The sequence below is a fragment of the Aestuariivirga sp. genome (genome assembly GCF_044238155.1).
Taxonomy (GTDB): domain Bacteria; phylum Pseudomonadota; class Alphaproteobacteria; order Rhizobiales; family Aestuariivirgaceae; genus Aestuariivirga.
In genome coordinates, this window is the sequence record NZ_JBIIDX010000003.1 from 1 (window position 1) to 17,021 (window position 17,021).

At 59.9% G+C, this 17,021-nt stretch carries 16 protein-coding genes and 1 riboswitch; of the genes, 12 read left to right on the top strand and 4 right to left on the bottom strand.

The window, feature by feature from the left end:
• The first annotated feature begins 168 nt into the window (after positions 1–168).
• Positions 169–1,275, top strand: coding sequence for a site-specific DNA-methyltransferase (locus tag ACILRN_RS00585; protein WP_395684646.1), 1,107 nt, complete (start codon positions 169–171; stop codon positions 1,273–1,275).
• Between the two features lie 202 nt (positions 1,276–1,477).
• Here the strand turns inward: ACILRN_RS00585 and mutY are convergent, their stop codons facing one another.
• Entirely contained in the window at positions 1,478–2,566 is a 1,089-nt protein-coding gene (mutY, locus tag ACILRN_RS00590; protein ID WP_395684691.1) for an A/G-specific adenine glycosylase, read from the bottom strand.
• Positions 2,567–2,631: 65 nt separating this feature from the next.
• Between mutY and ACILRN_RS00595 the strand changes: the two genes are divergently transcribed.
• The 9 genes from ACILRN_RS00595 to ACILRN_RS00635 all read left to right on the top strand — a co-directional run bounded on the left by ACILRN_RS00595 (position 2,632) and on the right by ACILRN_RS00635 (position 10,675).
• Positions 2,632–3,105 (top strand): DUF721 domain-containing protein, encoded by a 474-nt coding sequence (locus ACILRN_RS00595; protein WP_395684647.1) that lies wholly within the window; start codon positions 2,632–2,634, stop codon positions 3,103–3,105.
• 39 nt (positions 3,106–3,144) lie between these two features.
• Entirely contained in the window at positions 3,145–3,765 is a 621-nt protein-coding gene (locus ACILRN_RS00600) for a DsbA family protein (RefSeq protein ID WP_395684648.1), read from the top strand.
• Between the two features lie 40 nt (positions 3,766–3,805).
• A complete protein-coding gene (gene smc, locus ACILRN_RS00605) occupies positions 3,806–7,267 on the top strand; it encodes a chromosome segregation protein SMC (RefSeq protein ID WP_395684649.1) in 3,462 nt (1,153 codons plus the stop codon).
• Positions 7,264–7,875 (top strand): HAD family hydrolase, encoded by a 612-nt coding sequence (locus ACILRN_RS00610; RefSeq protein ID WP_395684650.1) that lies wholly within the window; start codon positions 7,264–7,266, stop codon positions 7,873–7,875. Before smc ends, ACILRN_RS00610 begins: the two co-directional genes overlap by 4 nt.
• 176 nt (positions 7,876–8,051) lie before the next feature.
• Entirely contained in the window at positions 8,052–8,459 is a 408-nt protein-coding gene (locus ACILRN_RS00615) for an AtpZ/AtpI family protein (RefSeq protein WP_395684651.1), read from the top strand.
• 2 nt (positions 8,460–8,461) lie between these two features.
• Positions 8,462–9,214, top strand: coding sequence for a F0F1 ATP synthase subunit A (locus ACILRN_RS00620; RefSeq protein WP_395684652.1), 753 nt, complete (start codon positions 8,462–8,464; stop codon positions 9,212–9,214).
• Positions 9,215–9,260: 46 nt separating this feature from the next.
• Complete coding sequence (locus tag ACILRN_RS00625; protein WP_395684653.1) at positions 9,261–9,485, top strand: F0F1 ATP synthase subunit C; 225 nt, start codon at positions 9,261–9,263, stop codon at positions 9,483–9,485.
• 81 nt (positions 9,486–9,566) lie between these two features.
• Positions 9,567–10,178, top strand: coding sequence for a F0F1 ATP synthase subunit B (locus ACILRN_RS00630; protein WP_395684654.1), 612 nt, complete (start codon positions 9,567–9,569; stop codon positions 10,176–10,178).
• A gap of 11 nt (positions 10,179–10,189) precedes the next feature.
• Complete coding sequence (locus ACILRN_RS00635) at positions 10,190–10,675, top strand: ATP F0F1 synthase subunit B (RefSeq protein WP_395684655.1); 486 nt, start codon at positions 10,190–10,192, stop codon at positions 10,673–10,675.
• Positions 10,676–10,798: 123 nt separating this feature from the next.
• On the opposite strand, the gene gcvP is transcribed toward ACILRN_RS00635, so the two are convergent.
• From gcvP to gcvT, 3 genes are read right to left on the bottom strand one after another with little or no spacing between them, the layout of a single operon-like run.
• Positions 10,799–13,708 (bottom strand): aminomethyl-transferring glycine dehydrogenase, encoded by a 2,910-nt coding sequence (gcvP, locus tag ACILRN_RS00640; RefSeq protein ID WP_395684656.1) that lies wholly within the window; start codon positions 13,706–13,708, stop codon positions 10,799–10,801.
• 3 nt (positions 13,709–13,711) lie between these two features.
• Complete coding sequence (gene gcvH / locus ACILRN_RS00645) at positions 13,712–14,080, bottom strand: glycine cleavage system protein GcvH (RefSeq protein ID WP_395684657.1); 369 nt, start codon at positions 14,078–14,080, stop codon at positions 13,712–13,714.
• 9 nt (positions 14,081–14,089) lie between these two features.
• Positions 14,090–15,208: a glycine cleavage system aminomethyltransferase GcvT gene (gcvT, locus tag ACILRN_RS00650; protein WP_395684658.1), complete on the bottom strand. Its 1,119-nt coding sequence runs from the start codon at positions 15,206–15,208 to the stop codon at positions 14,090–14,092.
• A gap of 164 nt (positions 15,209–15,372) precedes the next feature.
• A riboswitch (glycine riboswitch) is annotated at positions 15,373–15,460 on the bottom strand.
• Between the two features lie 113 nt (positions 15,461–15,573).
• Here gcvT and ispH point away from each other — a divergent pair.
• Both ispH and rnhA read left to right on the top strand, forming a co-directional pair.
• Positions 15,574–16,536 carry a 4-hydroxy-3-methylbut-2-enyl diphosphate reductase gene (ispH, locus tag ACILRN_RS00655; RefSeq protein ID WP_395684659.1) on the top strand — a complete coding sequence of 321 codons (963 nt, stop codon included), beginning with the start codon at positions 15,574–15,576 and terminating at the stop codon, positions 16,534–16,536.
• Positions 16,533–16,976 (top strand): ribonuclease HI, encoded by a 444-nt coding sequence (gene rnhA / locus ACILRN_RS00660; RefSeq protein WP_395684660.1) that lies wholly within the window; start codon positions 16,533–16,535, stop codon positions 16,974–16,976. The genes ispH and rnhA overlap by 4 nt, the downstream gene beginning before the upstream one ends.
• Positions 16,977–17,021 lie beyond the last annotated feature (45 nt).

Below are 17,021 nucleotides of genomic sequence, written 5' to 3' on the forward strand. Positions count from 1 at the left end.
CCGCACTGATGCGTCATGGCCCCTCGCCCCTTCACCGCAGGAGTTTTGCTCCGGTCGCCGCCCTGCTCCCGCGTTAACCATCCCGACCGAAACCGATTCACGCCTGACTCGGCAGGATTCATCATGCGCGGTCTTGAGTGTGTTGCGTTTGCGCAGAGGGGAAGTGGGATGGGATTCGAGACTCGGCCGGATATCCGGCCCCTGCATAATCGGATTCTGGTCGGCGATTGCCTGACGGAACTGAAGAAGATTCCCGCAGCCTCGGTGGATCTGGTATTTGCAGACCCGCCTTACAACCTGCAACTCACGGGAAGTCTGACGAGGCCCGACCAGAGCAAGGTCGATGCTGTGGACGACCACTGGGACCAGTTCGAAAGCTTCGAGGCCTATGACCGCTTCTCGCGCGGCTGGCTGGCCGAATGCCGCCGCATCCTGAAGCCAACTGGCGCGCTCTGGGTCATCGGGTCGTATCACAATATTTTCCGGGTTGGCTCGATCTTGCAGGACCTGGGGTTCTGGATTCTCAATGACGTCATTTGGCGCAAGACCAATCCGATGCCGAACTTCCGCGGGCGACGTTTCACAAACGCCCACGAAACCCTGATCTGGGCGGCGCGCGACGCCAATACCAAGTACACCTTCCACTACGAGGCGATGAAGATCTTCAACGACGAGGTACAGATGCGCTCAGACTGGACCTTGCCTCTTTGCACGGGGTCGGAGCGGCTGAAGACCAGGTCAGGCGAAAAACTTCACCCGACACAAAAGCCTGAGGCACTCCTCCACCGTGTTCTCCTCTCGAGCAGCAATCCGGGTGACGTGGTGCTGGATCCATTCTTCGGCACCGGAACAACCGGGGTTGCCGCGAAGCAGCTGGGCCGGAACTTCATCGGGATCGAGCGGGAGGATGCCTATGCAGAGGCAGCCCTGTCACGCATTGATGCAACACAGGCTCTCCCGGTTGAAGCGCTGAAGGTCACAACCGGAAAACGAGCCGAACCTCGGGTACCATTCGGTTCGCTGATCGAGCGCGGCCTCGTGAAGGCAGGAGAGATGCTGTTCGACCCGTCGAGTCGTATTGCAGCGCGTGTACGCGCAGACGGCTCCATTGCCTGCAAGGATGCATCGGGCTCCATCCACAAGATCGGCGCGCATGTTCAGGGCTCTGAGGCCTGCAATGGCTGGACCTTCTGGCACGTGAAGAAGGGTGCCAATCTCGTTCCCATCGACATGCTTCGCCAGCAACTGCGCGCCGAAATGGCCACGGCCGCCTAGAGCAAGAACCGACCTGATTGAAACAGCGCCGTTCGGTCGCGGCGGCGTGAGCGGGCAGGAGAGGTCCGAAACGAGGACTGGGGGTCCTCGTGAGAAGTGCTGCAAACTGGACGCCCGCCGCCACCGAAACCCGAGGCTACCTCCGGTGGCGCGCTTCGATAAGGTCGGTGCTTGCTCTAGCTCAGTTTCAAAATATTGAAGGTCATTGCTGCGCCGTCTGCGATCTTGCCACGGGGCCGAGGACATGCGCCACTACCTTGCGCATAACGGTGGGCAAGGCTTCTTCGGAAAGGCTGGCGGGAGCCACCCAGCGATAATCACCATCATCGAGCAATTCGCCGGTCGTGATGCGGGTCGCCAGCCAGACCACCAGCACCAGGTCAAAATGAGTGAAGGTGTGGGTCACTTCGCCAGAAATGGCTCGCCAGGCAGCTTGCAGAGGCGCTTGGCCCTCCGGATCAGCGGACCGGGGCCCCCACGCAGTTGACGGAATTTCCATCATGCCCCCGAGAAGTCCCTTTTCCGGCCGGCGCCGCAACAGGACTGCGCCATCATCACGCTGAATCCAGAACGCCGTACCATGCCGCACGGGGCGTTTCTTCTTGTCGAGCTTGCGCGGCAAGGATGAGGCCAAGCCTTTGCGTCGACCCTCACATACCTTGTTGAATGGACATTGGCCGCAGGCGGGCGCACGCGGCGTACAGATCGTGGCACCCAGATCCATCATGGCTTGCGCAAAATCGCCAGCTCGCGCCTTCGGCACAAGCGCCTGGGCAAACTCCCGGATGAGAGGCTTTGCAGCTGGCAACGGTGTTTCAATCGCGTGGAGACGACTGATGACTCTCTCAACGTTTCCATCAACCGCGGCATGGCGCTGTCCGAAGGCAATTGCAGCAATGGCCGCAGCCGTGTAGGGCCCGACACCTGGCAGGGCGCGCAAGTCATCTGCGGTTTGGGGAAAGCGGCCGCCATGGCGCAGCATGACTTGCCGGGCACAGGCGTGGAGGTTTCGTGCCCGCGCATAATAACCAAGGCCCGCCCAGGCTCGCAGCACATCGTCAAGGGGCGCAGCGGCAAGCGCTTCGACGGATGGCCACAGTGCCGTGAACTTCTCGAAATAGGACCTCACCGCGGGCACCGTTGTCTGCTGCAGCATGATTTCAGACAGCCACACACGGTAGGGATCTGGCTTAACACCGTTTGCCGCTCGCCAGGGCAGGACACGGGCGTTCGCGTCATACCAGGCCAACAAGCGGCGAGCGGCCTGAAACCCCGGCCCTTTTCTGGCCATGCTGCTGCGCAAGTCTGAAACTCCTGTTATAGCCTTCCGATATAGAACAGCTTTCGGCACCGGCAATGGAAACCCTGTCCAAGCATTTTAAGGAGATCACGCGGGTAGCCTTCGCGCGCTACGGCTTTGCCGCCGCCGACGCGGTGGCCAACTGGGAGGCCATCGTGGGCAGCGAACTGGCTGGGGTATCAGCACCCGAACGAATCAAGTGGCCAAGAGGCGCCTCCGATCAGCAACGCAAACAGGGTGGCACGCTGGTGATCCGGGCAGCACCCGGTCAGGCCCTTGGCCTACAATATGAAGCATCCCGCATCATTGCGAGAATCAACAGTTACTTCGGCTATGGCGCCATCGCCGCGATCAAGGTGGTGCAGGGGTCGCAGCCCATAGGACGCGTCCGCACCAAACCGCCTCTTCCAGAAAAATATGTTTTTAAACAACAAGTTGAAAGCGTAGAGGATGATCCGCTTCGAACTGCCCTTGAGCGTCTGGGGCGGGGGGTTGCCACCACCCGGCGGAGTTCTCCACAAGGCAAATAACGTATGGTTCGGACCCCCAACATCTAGTAGGTAGTCACCATGAACATGATTTCCCGCCGTCGCGTACTTGAACTGGGCGCCGCAATTGCGGCACTTGCAGCAGTTGCCCCTGCCTTGGCAGACGTCGACCCTGCCGAACTCCTTAAACCGCCGTCGCTGGGGGACATGTCCCTTGGGGGAGGCGAGAACGCCACGGTGACGCTGGTTGAGTATGCTTCGGCAACTTGCCCGCATTGTGCGGCTTTCCACAAGGACGTCTGGCCCAAGATCAAGGCAGACTATGTGGATACCGGCAAGATCCGTTTCATTTTCCGCGAATTTCCGCTGAATGATGCCGCACTCGCCGCTTTCATGATTGCACGCTCCGCACCGAAAGAGTCTTATTTTCCATTGATCGGCGTGTTTTTCGACACACTCGACACTTGGGTGCAGAATCCGGCGGAGGGTCTTCTGAACATCGCCAAGCAGGCTGGTTTCAGCGAGCAAAAGTTCAATGACACCTTGAGGGATGAGAAACTCGCCAAGGGCATCATGGAAATCCGGGATGGCGGCGCGAAATTTGGGGTTCAGGGAACGCCGACGTTTTTCCTCAACGGCAAGAAGCTTGTCGGGGAACAGACTTATGACTCTCTGAAGTCCGAAATCGACAAGCTGCTGTAGTTGTGCCGCCGAAGCGGCAAGTTGAAGGCTGGGGTCCAGAATGAAGTTTTCGCGGTTGAGGCTTACAGGATTCAAATCCTTTGTGGAGCCCACAGACCTGCTGATTGAGCCAGGCCTTACCGGCATCGTCGGGCCCAATGGTTGCGGCAAATCGAACCTTCTTGAAGCCCTGCGCTGGGTGATGGGCGAAAGCTCATACAAGTCAATGCGCGCCACGGGCATGGACGATGTGATTTTCTCCGGCACAACGCAGCGGCCTGCCCGCAACATGGCGGAGGTGCTGGTCACGCTGGTCAATGACGATGGCAGCGCCCCCCAGCCTTATAACGACCAGGAAACTCTCGAGATATCTCGCCGCATCGAGCGCGACTCGGGTTCGGCCTATCGAATCAATGGCCGCGACGTGCGCGCCCGCGACGTGCAGCTTTTATTTGCTGATGTGTCCACCGGCGCTCGCTCGCCCGCTTTGGTGCGGCAGGGCCAGATTGCCGAGATCATCAGCGCAAAGCCTCAGGCGCGCCGACTGATCCTCGAGGAGGCAGCAGGCATCACGGGCCTCCACACGCGCCGGCATGAGGCCGAGCTGAAGCTCCGTGCCGCAGAACAGAACCTCACGCGGCTCGATGATGTAACCGCTCAGCTTGAGACCCAGCTGAACAGCCTCAAGCGCCAGGCGCGCCAGGCGCAAAGATACAAAGGCCTGTCCGCCGAAATCCGCAAGCTTGAGGCGATGGGCCATTACGTGAATTGGAAGGAAGCCGCAGAATCGTGTTCTCAGGATTCGGCTGCTCTTGATGAGGCCACACGCATTCTTGCCGAGCACACGCGGGCCGCATCGGAAAAGCTGCGGCTGCGCGACGATCTGGGTGAAAAACTGCCCGCCCTTCGCGAGCAGGAGGCCGTACGCGCCGCCGTACTGCAGAGGGTGGTTCACGAACGCAACGTGCTCGACGAAGAAGAGCGCCGTGCCGCCGAACGCCGTGAAGAGCTGGAACGCAGGGTGGCCCAGATCGACGCCGATCTGGTGAGGGAACAGGACCTCCTGGGCGATACCAGCCGCGTTCTGGAAGAACTGGGTGCCGAAGAAGTTGCCTTGAGGACTCAGCAGGATTTGGGCGCCGAGGTGCGTGCCTCGGCTGCAGTTTCACTGCAGGAGGCTGCCGAGGCCTTGTCACGCGCGCAGGAGGCAGCGGACGAGGCCGGCGCCCTGCTCTCCGAGCTGACGGCTCGCCGCAACACTATTCTGCGGTCCATTGATGAGCATGCCGCGCGCGTCGGCAAGCTGGAGAACGAGCTGTCGGAGACCCAAGGCAAGCGCGAGGCTCTGCTGGCGCGCTTCAGCGTGGATGGTGATGCCCAGAACCTTGCTTCCGCCGTTGACCACGCGATCGCAGAGGCCGCGGACTTCGAACAGGCTGCGGGCTCTGCAGAAGCAACCGTCAGGTTGGCTCGGAGCACCGAGGCCGAAAGCCGGGCGGCTCATGACGACGCAAGGCGAAAGGCTGACCGGCTTCAGACGGAAGTACGCACGCTGACAAAATTACTCAAGGCAGGAGGTGGCGATCTCTGGCCACCGCTTGTCGATCAGATCAATGTCGCCCAGGGCTATGAAGTGGCACTCGGCGCCGCGCTCGGCGACGACATGGATGCATCTGCCGATGAAGGCGCGCCAGTGCATTGGCGCGGTCTGCCGCCTCTTGCTGAAACCGCACCGCTGCCTGCCGGAGCCGAGGCCCTCAGCAATTTCGTCTCAGGCCCGCCTGCCCTGCAGCGCCGCCTTGGTCACATTGGCGTTGTGTCGCGCGAACTGGGACAGGCCCTGCAGCCACAACTGAAGCCTGGACAACGGCTCGTCTCCCGCGAGGGGGATTGCTGGCGATGGGATGGCTTCACTGCGGCCGCAGACGCCCCTTCCGCCGCAGCCAAACGCCTCGCCGAACGCAACCGGCTTGCCCTGCTTGAGACCGAAATGGCCGAGGCTACCGCTGCGGCCGATGTGGCGCGAACGCTGTTTGACGACGCCCGCGCTGCCGTAGAGGCTGCCGTCCGGCTCGAACGTGAGAAGCGCGAAGGTCATCGGGCAGCACTCTCCGCGGTTGATTTTGCCCGCCGTGCGCTTGCCACTCACGAACGACAGGTGGCGGAACGCCTGGCCCAGACGAGCGCACTCGACGAGGCGCAACGCCGGATTTCGGATGCGCTGGAAGAAAGCCGGGCACGTCTGGCCGAGGCAAGCGCGGAAGCGGCCGGGCTTCCCGCTCTCGATGCGCAGCAGGCAGCTCTCAGCAGTCTGCGTGACATCGTAAATCAGCAGCGGGCTGCATATGCAGAAGCGCGCGCCACGCACGACGGACTGGAGCGCGAGGCAAGTGCCCGCGCCTCACGACTGGAGACCATTGAGCGCGAAGTGGCACAGTGGACTGCGCGGGCCACGCGTGCCCATGACCAAATCAATCAACTCAAACAACGTGGCGACGAGGCCCGCACAACGATCGCAGAACTTTCCGCGCTTCCACAACAACTGGCGGAGCGCCGGGTCAAGCTGATGAACACGCTGGCTGAGGCCGAGCAGGGCAAGCGAGACGCCTCAGATACCCTGCAAGCGGCCGAAAACAACGTGCGCGAGGCCGATCAGGACTTGCGTGCCGTGCAGGAACTGCTTGCTGCCGCGCGCGAAGATCACGCCCGCATGGGCGCCCGGCTGGAGGCGAGCACGGCGCGCGTTGATGCCGCCGTGCAGCGCATCGCAGAAGCGCTGCACTGCAATCCCGAAGAGGCCTTGGCCACCGCCGGTCTTGAGAGCGAGGAGATCCCGGCCGCCCAGGACATTGAGCGCAAGCTGCACTCCCTGCGCGAGGACCGCGAAAGGCTTGGGGGCGTCAATCTGCGTGCAGACGAAGAAGCAGCCGAGGTTGCCGCGCAACTTGAGGGGATCGTCAAGGAACGCGATGATCTGATCCAGGCGATCAACAAGCTGCGCGGCGGCATTGCAAGCCTGAATCGCGAAGGCCGCCAGAGGCTGCTTGATGCCTTTGAAAGCGTGAACCAGAAATTCAGTGAGTTGTTCACCACGCTGTTTGGTGGCGGCAAGGCCGAGCTTCATCTGATCGAGTCTGATGATCCGCTTGAAGCAGGCCTCGAAATCATTGCGAATCCGCCAGGCAAGAAGCCCACCACCTTGTCGCTGCTGTCCGGGGGCGAGCAGACCCTGACGGCGATGTCGCTGATCTTCGCTGTGTTTCTCACCAATCCGTCCCCGATCTGCGTGCTCGACGAGGTCGATGCGCCACTGGATGACCACAATGTTGAGCGTTTCTGCAACCTTCTGGACGCGATGCTGGAGCGTACCGAAACGCGCTTCCTGATCATCACCCATCACGCGCTGTCGATGGCAAGGATGCATCGTCTGTTTGGCGTCACCATGGCTGAACGGGGCGTATCACAGCTAGTTTCCGTCAACCTTGCCGAAGCTGAAACCATGGCAGTCGCCAAGTCTGCATGACAGGCGGGCTCAACGTTGTCTTTGACATCGGCAATGTGCTGATCGCTTGGGATCCGCGGGCGCTTTACCGCAAGATTTTCGCCAATGAAGAGGAGGTCGACTGGTTCATCACTCACGTCTGCACACCGGAGTGGAACCTTGAGCAGGATCGCGGCCGGAGCTTTGCGGAAGCCATCGCCGAGGCCACGGCGCGTCATCCTCAGCACGCAACTGCGATCACGGCCTATGATACGCGTTGGTCGGAAACCATTCTCGGTCCAATCTCCGGAAGCGTGGAAATTCTCCAAACGCTCGCCAGCCAGCACACACCCCTCTACGCAATCACCAACTGGCACCAGGACAAGTTCCGGGAAACACGGGATAAGTTCGATTTCCTGAAGCAGTTCCGCGACATCGTCGTGTCTGGAGAGGAAGGTCTGGTCAAGCCCGACCCTGCGATCTATCGGCTCCTGCTGGACCGCAACGGCCTGGACGCGGCCAGTTGCCTCTTCATCGATGACAACCCGCACAATGTGGCAGGGGCCAAGGCGATCGGCATGCAGGCCCATCAATTCATCACGCCAGAGCTACTTCGAAGCTATCTTGACAGCCTTGGCGTGCTTAAGTGACAGCCAACGGCGCGCGAATCGACGCAGCGTGATGAGCGGGAATTATCAGTATTGTTTTCAATAGGTTGGAATAGGTATCCGCCGCTTGACAGCCTGCTGACCCACAACTATGGTGCGCGCGCTTTGGAAGGGGATCCTCTCAAAATCCGCCCGCCGTTTGCCTGGAGGTCTGGCATATGACCAATCAAGGCGACGATCGGTCGCCGGAGCGAGTTTCCCGACCCGAGCTGGGCGAGCTTTCCGCCCGTCTCAAGGACTTGTCCGGTCGGATCGCGGCCGAACGGTCCGAACAGGCGGAAAACGCTAGACCGCATGCAGGCTTGGTGGGCGCCGCTGGCTATGCCAAGGGTTACCGGCTTGCGAGCGAGTTTGTTGCCGGAACACTGGTCGGTGGCCTCATCGGATATGGCATCGACTGGCTGCTTGGCACCTCGCCTTTCGGCCTGATTATCTTCCTGCTCCTTGGATTCGGAGCCGGCATCCTGAACATGGCCCGTTCGGCCAACAGGGCGCCACCGGCCAAGGAACGGCTCGACCCAAACCCGCCGCCAAAAGCGGCTCAAGACGATGAAGAAGAGGACTGATCGTGGCCAACGATCCGATCCACCAGTTTCAGATCAAGGATCTTGCCGGTCCGTTTCACCTCGGCGGGTTCGAGATTTCATTCACGAACTCCGCTCTGTTCATGGGCATTGCGGTCGCGACCGTGACCACCATTCTGCTGGCCGCTGCAGGCAGGGGCGCTCTCGTGCCGGGCCGCCTGCAGACGCTTGGCGAGGTCTGGTACGAATTCGTGCACAATATGGTGAAAAACGTGCTGGGGCCGGAGGGGAAACCGTTTTTCCCGCTGGTGTTCTCGCTGTTCTCCTTTGTGCTCGCCGCCAATATGCTGGGCATGTTCCCGTATTTCTTCACGGTCACCAGTCATGTGATCGTCACAGCATCGCTCGCCGTCTTCGTTGTCGCGCTGGTCGTCGTGGTCGGCATCGCCAAGCACGGGCTGGGCTGGTTCAAGCTGTTCGTGCCGAGCGGCGTGCCGATGGTGATCCTGCCGTTCATCTCGCTGATCGAGGTCATCTCCTTCCTGTCGCGCCCGGTGAGCCTGGGGCTGCGGTTGTTCGGCAACATGCTGGCCGGCCACATCGTGCTCAAGGTTTTCTCGGGTTTCGTGGTGAGCCTCGGCGCGCTGGGCCTCGGCGGCATCATTGGGTCCGTGGCCCCGCTGGGGATGGCCGTGGCGCTGACCGCGCTCGAATTCCTGGTGGCGTTCCTGCAGGCCTTCGTCTTTGCCATTCTCACCTGCGTCTACTTGAACGACGCGCTGCACACCCATCACTGACACACAGCCTTCAACCCAACACTTCCCAAAACGCGAGGAGACTGACATGGAAACAGAAGCAGCAAAGATGATCGGCGCCGGTATCGCCTGTATCGGCATGGGCGGCGCCGGCATCGGCGTGGGCCATATCTTCGGCAACTATCTTGCCGGCGCGCTGCGCAACCCTGCCGCCGCGCCTGCCCAGTTCACCAACGCGCTGATTGGCGCGGCGCTGGCAGAGGGTCTTGGCATCTTCTCGCTCGTCGTCGCCCTTCTTCTGTTGTTCACCTGATCCAAGTCCGCCTTCCGGCAACTTCCCCAGCGCCAAGCGGGCCTCAGGCCCGCCTTGGTTCTGGAAATAGAGGCTCAAGACATGTCGCAATCGACCTTCGTCGTCGCTGAAGCCACCACGGAGACCCCGTCAGCCGAGGTCCCTGCCGTGACTGGCGAAACGGGTCAGACGACAGAGAGCACCGGACATGATGGGGGCCATGCCGGCGCCTTTCCGCCAATGGATGCGACCACCTATCCTTCGCAGATCTTTTGGCTCGTGGTGTTCTTTGGTCTGCTTTATGTCCTGATGAGCAGGCTGGCATTGCCGCGAATGGCGCAGGTTCTGGAACGCAGACACAGCGCAATTGCAGGCGATCTCGCAAAAGCATCGGCCCTGAAAAACGAAACGGAATTGGCCATCCAGTCTTACGAGAAAGCCCTTGCCGATGCGCGTGCCGGTGCTCAGGCCATTGCCTCCGAAACGAGGGCACGTATTGGTGGCGAGGTGGAATCAGAGCGTGCCGCCCTCGACAAGACACTGGCTGCGAGGATTGCCGATGCCGAAGCGCGAATCGCTGCCTCAAAAACTCTGGCCATGAAGGATGTGGGCGACGTGGCTGCGGAAACAGCAGCCGAAATCGTGGCTGAACTCACTGGTACTCAGGTGAGCAAGGCAGATGTAGCAAAAGCCATCAGCGGGCTGAAGGGCTGAGGGAGTCGTTCATGCATTTCGATGCCACATTCTTCGCTCTGGTAGCCCTGGTGATCTTCCTTGGTGTCGTTGCATATGCTGGCGGCTTCAAGGCGATGGGGGCAGGTCTTGATGCACGGGCTGTGCGCATCCGAAAGGAACTGGAGCACGCCGCGGCATTGCGCAAGGAGGCCGAGGCATTGCTGGCCGAGTATAAGCAAAAGCGGCTGGATGCCGAAAAAGAGGCTGCGGCAATCGTGGCAGCCGCTAAGGCCGATGCTGAGGAATATGCTGGGGAAGCGCGTCGCAAACTGTCTGAAACGCTTGAGCGCCGCTCCAAGCAGGCCGAGCAGAAGATCGCCCAAGCGGAAGCCGCAGCCATTAAGGAAGTCCGCAGCCTGGCAACCGAGCTTGCAGTGGCAGCATCACAAAAGCTGATGGCTGAAACCACAAAGGGCGAAAGGGCGGCTGCCCTCATCGAGTCGTCAATTACTGCGGTGAAGAACCGGCTGAACTAGTTTACCACCCAACGCAGTTGCTTTTCGCATCATGGCCGGTCCAGAACCGGCCATTTGCTTTTTGGGCGAAGAGCATGCCCGGGCAAGACACTTGGCCCGGGCATGATGGCCGTTAGGCTGAATTTACTCTGCCGCCTCCATGTAATTCGCCATTGGGGGGCAGGTGCACACCAGGTTACGATCCCCAAACACATTGTCCACGCGGCCTACCGGAGGCCAATACTTGTCGTTGGAATAGCCCTTCAATGGAAAATACGCTTTTTCCTTGGTGTAGGGATGTTTCCAGTCGCCCAGCAACAGGCGATGGGTGTGAGGAGCATTCTTCAGCACATTGTCGAGGCGGTCTGCCCTTCCCTCCTCAACCTCGGCGATCTCGCGCCGGATCTCGATCATCGCATCACAGAAACGATCAAGTTCACGCTTGGACTCTGATTCGGTGGGCTCGATCATCAGTGTATCAGCCACAGGAAACGACATGGTCGGTGCATGAAAACCATAGTCAACCAGGCGCTTGGCCACATCCTCGACACTCAGCCCCGTGCGCTCCTTGAGCCAACGCAGATCGATGATGCATTCATGCGCAACAAAGCCACCCGGCCCCTTGTAGAGCACGGGGAAATGCGGATCGAGGCGCCTTGCCATGTAATTGGCGTTGAGTATCGCCATGATCGTCGCCTTGCGCAGACCTTCACCACCCATCATGGCAATGTAGGTCCAGGAGATCGGCAGGACCGATGCCGAACCCCAGGGTGCGGCTGAAACGGCGCCCTGCGACTGGTCGCGGCCAGCGGCCGGATTGACGCCAGTCACAACACTGTGCCCTGGCAGGAAAGGGGCCAGATGCGCCTTTACGCCAATCGGTCCCATCCCCGGTCCACCGCCGCCATGCGGGATGCAAAAAGTCTTGTGCAGGTTCATGTGACAAACGTCGGCGCCCAGTTCGGCCGGGCGCACAAGTCCAACCTGAGCATTGAGATTTGCGCCATCGAGATAGACCTGGCCACCATGCGCATGCACGATGGCGCAAATATCCTTGACTGCTACTTCGAACACGCCGTGCGTCGAAGGATAGGTTATCATCAGGGCCGCCAGATTAGCTGCATGCTCAGATGCTCGCGCGCGCAGATCATCAACATCCACATTTCCGTGCGCATCGCAGGCAACAACCACAACTTTCATGCCAGCCATGACGGCCGAAGCCGGGTTGGTGCCATGTGCCGACACAGGAATGAGACAAACATCACGATGCGCCTCCCCACGTGACTGATGGTAACCTCGAATGGCAAGAAGCCCGGCATACTCACCCTGGCTGCCAGCATTTGGCTGAAGCGATACAGCGTCAAAACCGGTGATTTCCGCCAGCATCTCCTCGAGCTCCTCGAACAGCTGCATATAGCCCTGCGCCTGCTCGAGCGGAGCAAAGGGATGCAGCATCGAAAAGCTCCGCCAGGTGACGGGTATCATTTCCGTCGTGGCGTTAAGCTTCATCGTACAGGAGCCCAGAGGTATCATAGCCTGATCAAGAGCAATATCCTTGACCTGAAGGTGCCGCAGGTAACGCAGCATCTCCGTTTCGGAGTGATACATGGAAAACACGGGATGCGTCAGGAAGCTGGAAGTGCGCCGCAGCGGTTCCGGGATCACATCCTTCACACCACGATCGATGACGTCAATCGAGACTCTCTCCATCGCATCTGTCTTGAAAACTGTGAGCAGTCGCTCAAGCTCCTGGCGACGAACTGACTGGTCAAAAGAAAGACCGAGATGGTCCGCATCAACAAAGCGCAGGTTGATTCGCTGCTCCTTGGCCCGTGCCCACAGGGCGTGAGCGCGGCCAGGCACGTGCAGTGTCAGGGTGTCGAAGAAGGATTTCGTCGTCACCTCATATCCAAACGCCGTAACGGCGGCGGCAAAGATCTCCGCCATGCGGTGCGTGCGCTCTGCCATCTTGCGGATACCCGTAGGGCCGTTATAGACAGCAAACATCGAGGCAACCACGGCAAGCAGCACCTGCGCCGTACAGATATTGCTCGTCGCCTTTTCGCGCCGGATGTGCTGCTCACGGGTCTGCAGAGCCATGCGAAGCGCGCGATGGCCCTCGGAATCGACCGAAACACCAATGACCCGGCCCGGCATTGCACGCTTGAAATCGTCCTTGGTGGCAAAGAAGGCTGCATGCGGCCCGCCGTAACCCATGGGAACACCGAAGCGCTGTGCCGAGCCAATGGCGATGTCGGCGCCTAGTTCTCCCGGAGGGGTGAGCAATGCAAGCGCCAGCAAGTCGGTTGCCATGATTGCCAGCGCACCGCTACCATGAAGCTTGGCAATGACGGCCCGCCAGTCACGCACCTCGCCAGATGACCCTGGATAGGAAAGCAGCGCGGCAAAAACCGATTCGGGTTTCAAGTCCTTTGCCGGGTCGCCGACAATAATCTCGTAACCGAAGGCTTTCGCACGGGTTGTGATAACGCCAATGGTCTGTGGGTGAGTGTCTCGATCAACGAAGAATGCTTGGGCACTCGATTTTGCGACGCGCCGAGCCATTGCCATGGCTTCTGCAGCGGCAGTGCCTTCATCCAGCAAGGAAGCGTTTGCGATATCAAGGCCAGTCATATCGACGACCATCTGCTGAAAGTTCAGCAATGCCTCAAGACGGCCCTGACTGACCTCGGCCTGATAGGGCGTATAGGCCGTGTACCAGCCAGGGTTTTCGAGAATATTCCGCAGAATGACCTTTGGCGTCACAGTACCATAGTAACCCATGCCGATCATCGACACGAAAACATCGTTGCGATCAGCCATCTTGCGGAGATAGGACAGCGCCGTGCGCTCTGGCATGGGCTTCTTGAGTTCGAGCGGCCGTTTGGTGCGGATGGGTTCAGGCACCACATGATTGATGAAATCTTCAAGCGAGGACGATCCGAGGCTTCTCAGCATCTCGGCAGTATCGGCAGGGTCCGGGCCAATGTGACGCGCGATGAAGTTGGCACCGGGTTCAAGTTCGGCGAAGCTGGGACGATTTGTCATGGGCATGATTCAACCTGCAATCAACTTGTCATAGGCCGTCTTGTCCATCAGGCCTTCGAGTTCGGCGGGATTGGAGATCTTGACCTTCATGAACCAGGCTTCGCTCTCGGCCGCCCGGTTGACCAACGCCGGATCGCCCTCCAGGTCCTTGTTGACTTCGACAACCTCGCCAGAAATTGGGGCGTAGACCTCACTGGCAGCCTTGACGCTTTCGACCACAGCAGCCTGCCCATGTTGCGCGACTGTCTTGCCGACGGCTGGCAGCTCGATGAACACAACATCGCCGAGTTGCTCCTGGGCGTGATTGGTGATGCCGATCGTGGCGATGCCATTTTCGACTTTTACCCATTCGTGGTCCTTGCTGAATTTCACGGTCATGGCAGTCTCCTAGCGTTTGAAACGGTTGGGAATGAAAGGTAGCTTGACGATCTCGGCGGGCAGCGGCGTTCCGCGAACCATGAGGTTGACCTTGGTTCCGGGGCTGGCAAAGGTTGGAGTAACGTAGCCCATGGCAATCGGGCCACCCACGGTGGGCCCAAACCCGCCAGATGTGATCCGGCCGATCTCCTTGCCGTCTGCATCGATGATGACTGTGCCATCGCGCGCCGGAGCGCGGCCCTCAGGCCGGATGCCCACACGTTTGCGGGATACGCCACCGGCAATATCCTTCTGGATGCGGGCCGCACCGACAAAACCACCTTCAGCTCTGCGACGCTTCGAAATTGACCAGAGAAGATCGGCCTCCACTGGTGAAATTGTTTCATCGAGTTCATGACCGTAAAGGCACAAGCCTGCCTCAAGACGGAGCGAATCCCGCGCTCCAAGGCCGATCGGCTTCACCAAGGGGTCGCTGAGAAGAACACTCCACAGCCGCGGAGCGTCGGCGCTATCGAGCGAAATTTCAAAGCCGTCCTCGCCCGTGTAACCCGATCGGGATACCTGGACCCTGATGCCGGCGATCTCTGCATCAGCGTAGTTCATGAACGGAAGTTGCCGCAGGGCTGGGGCGAATTGGGCCACCACATCTTCGGCTCTCGGACCCTGAAGTGCCAAGAGCGATAGGCCGTCGAGGCGACGAAATTCAACTCCTGATGGAAGTCTGGCGCTGATCCAGCCGTAATCATGTTCTTTCCGGCCAGCGTTTACGACAACGTAAAGCGTGCCGTCCCGGTCATGTCGTGTGACCATCAGATCATCGAGGGTGCCGCCCTCTTCCGAGAGGAGTTGCGAATACCTTTGCTGACGAGGCGTTAGGCCAATAACATCTGCAGGAACAAGCCTTTCCATGGCCGTTGCAACGGTCTCGAAATCGCTTGCCGAAATCAGGCATTGCCCCATATGCGACACATCGAACAATCCCGCGTTGCTGCGCGTCCAGCCATGCTCCGCAATGATGCCGGTCGGATATTGAACCGGCATCTCGTAGCCGGCAAAAGGCACGAGCCGGGCACCAAGTTTCAGGTGCTCGTCATAAAGCGAGGTTTTCTTGGTGGGTGTCTCACTCATTCAGCGTCTCCGGACAAGGTCAAGCCAGATCCGGCAACAGCCGAATCTGCCCCCTCTGTACGAGACCTGAGAGATTTCACGGACATTGCCCGACTGGCAGGGTTCCGCTTGGCTCCTTCGGTGAGTGTGCTCAAGCTGAGCCCACTACTCTCCAGAGTTCGACTTGCGCCCAAGCGGTCCTTTTGCCTGAGAGTTTCCGGGGCGGTTGCTCCTTCGGCGCTGGATCGAACCAGTCTCTTCCGCGCTGGACGCTAGACTGAACTATCCAGAGACTAGGCCGATCCGGATACAAGTCAAGCGGGGCTGACAACTGGCCGATGATGAGGCTGTTGACAACGCCTGCGACCGCCCGCAACTCTTGGCCCATGATCAAACCACCGCTCACCATCCTGCTGGCGGCCCCCAGGGGCTTCTGCGCTGGGGTCGTCCGGGCGATCGACATCGTCGAACGGGCCCTCGCGCTTTATGGTGCGCCCGTCTTCGTTCGCCACGAGATCGTTCACAACAAATTCGTCGTCGACAGCCTCAAGGCCAAAGGAGCCATTTTCGTCAAGGAGCTCGACGAGGTCACGGATACCACCAGGCCCGTTGTGTTCTCCGCTCACGGGGTACCAAAATCAGTCCCTGCCATGGCCGCGGCCCGGCACATGTTCCAGCTTGATGCCACCTGCCCCCTGGTGACGAAGGTGCACATGGAGGCACAGCGCCACCATGCCGAAGGATTCGAAATCATCCTGATTGGCCATCAGGGGCACCCGGAGGTCATCGGCACAATGGGCCAATTGCCTGACGGAGCGGTTCGGCTCATTGAAACCGTGGAAGACGCCAGGCGGATCTCCGTCCTCAACCCTGAAAAGCTGGCTTATATCACACAGACCACGCTGTCGGTTGACGATACCCGGGATGTCATTTCCGAACTGCAGCGCCGCTTTCCCTCGATCCGCGGTCCGTACAAGGAGGACATCTGTTACGCAACGACCAATCGGCAGGAAGCCGTGAAGTCAATTGCACCCCGGGTACAACTTTTGCTGGTAGTGGGCGCTCCTAATTCCTCCAATTCGCAGCGCCTCGTCGAAGTGGGCGCGCGTCATGGCACGCCGCGCAGCCTGCTGGTACAGCGCGCCAGCGACCTCGACTGGTCGACTCTCGAGGGCCTGTCAGTCATCGGGATAACCGCCGGTGCTTCGGCGCCAGAGAGCCTCGTGAATGAAATGATTGATGCCTTCCGGGATCACTACGATGTCGCGGTAGAGACCGTAAGCCTTCGGGAAGAAAACGTCGCCTTCAAGCTGCCCCGGGAGCTGCGCGAGACATCGACAGCTCCATGACAGCCGATCGGGTGATCATCCATACGGATGGCGCATGCTCCGGCAACCCGGGACCGGGCGGTTGGGGCGCAATCCTTGAATACAATGGCACCCGAAAGGAACTCTCGGGTGGCGAGCCGGAGACCACCAACAACCGGATGGAGCTCATGGCCGCCATCGTGGCGCTTGAAACACTGAAACGGCCATGCACAGTCATGATGCACGTCGATTCGAGCTACGTGAAAGATGGAATCACCAGGTGGATCCATGGCTGGAAACAGAATGGCTGGAAGACTGCCGACCGGAAGCCCGTCAAGAATGTCGAGCTCTGGCAGCGTCTGGACCAGGCCCTGTCTCGGCACCTTGTTTCATGGCACTGGGTAAAGGGGCATTCTGGCCACGACGATAACGAGCGCGCCGACGAGCTCGCCCGCCAAGGCATGGCCCCCTACAAGCGCTGACTCTAGAGCACGATGAAATTGTCTGGAATCACACGTAGGTTTCCC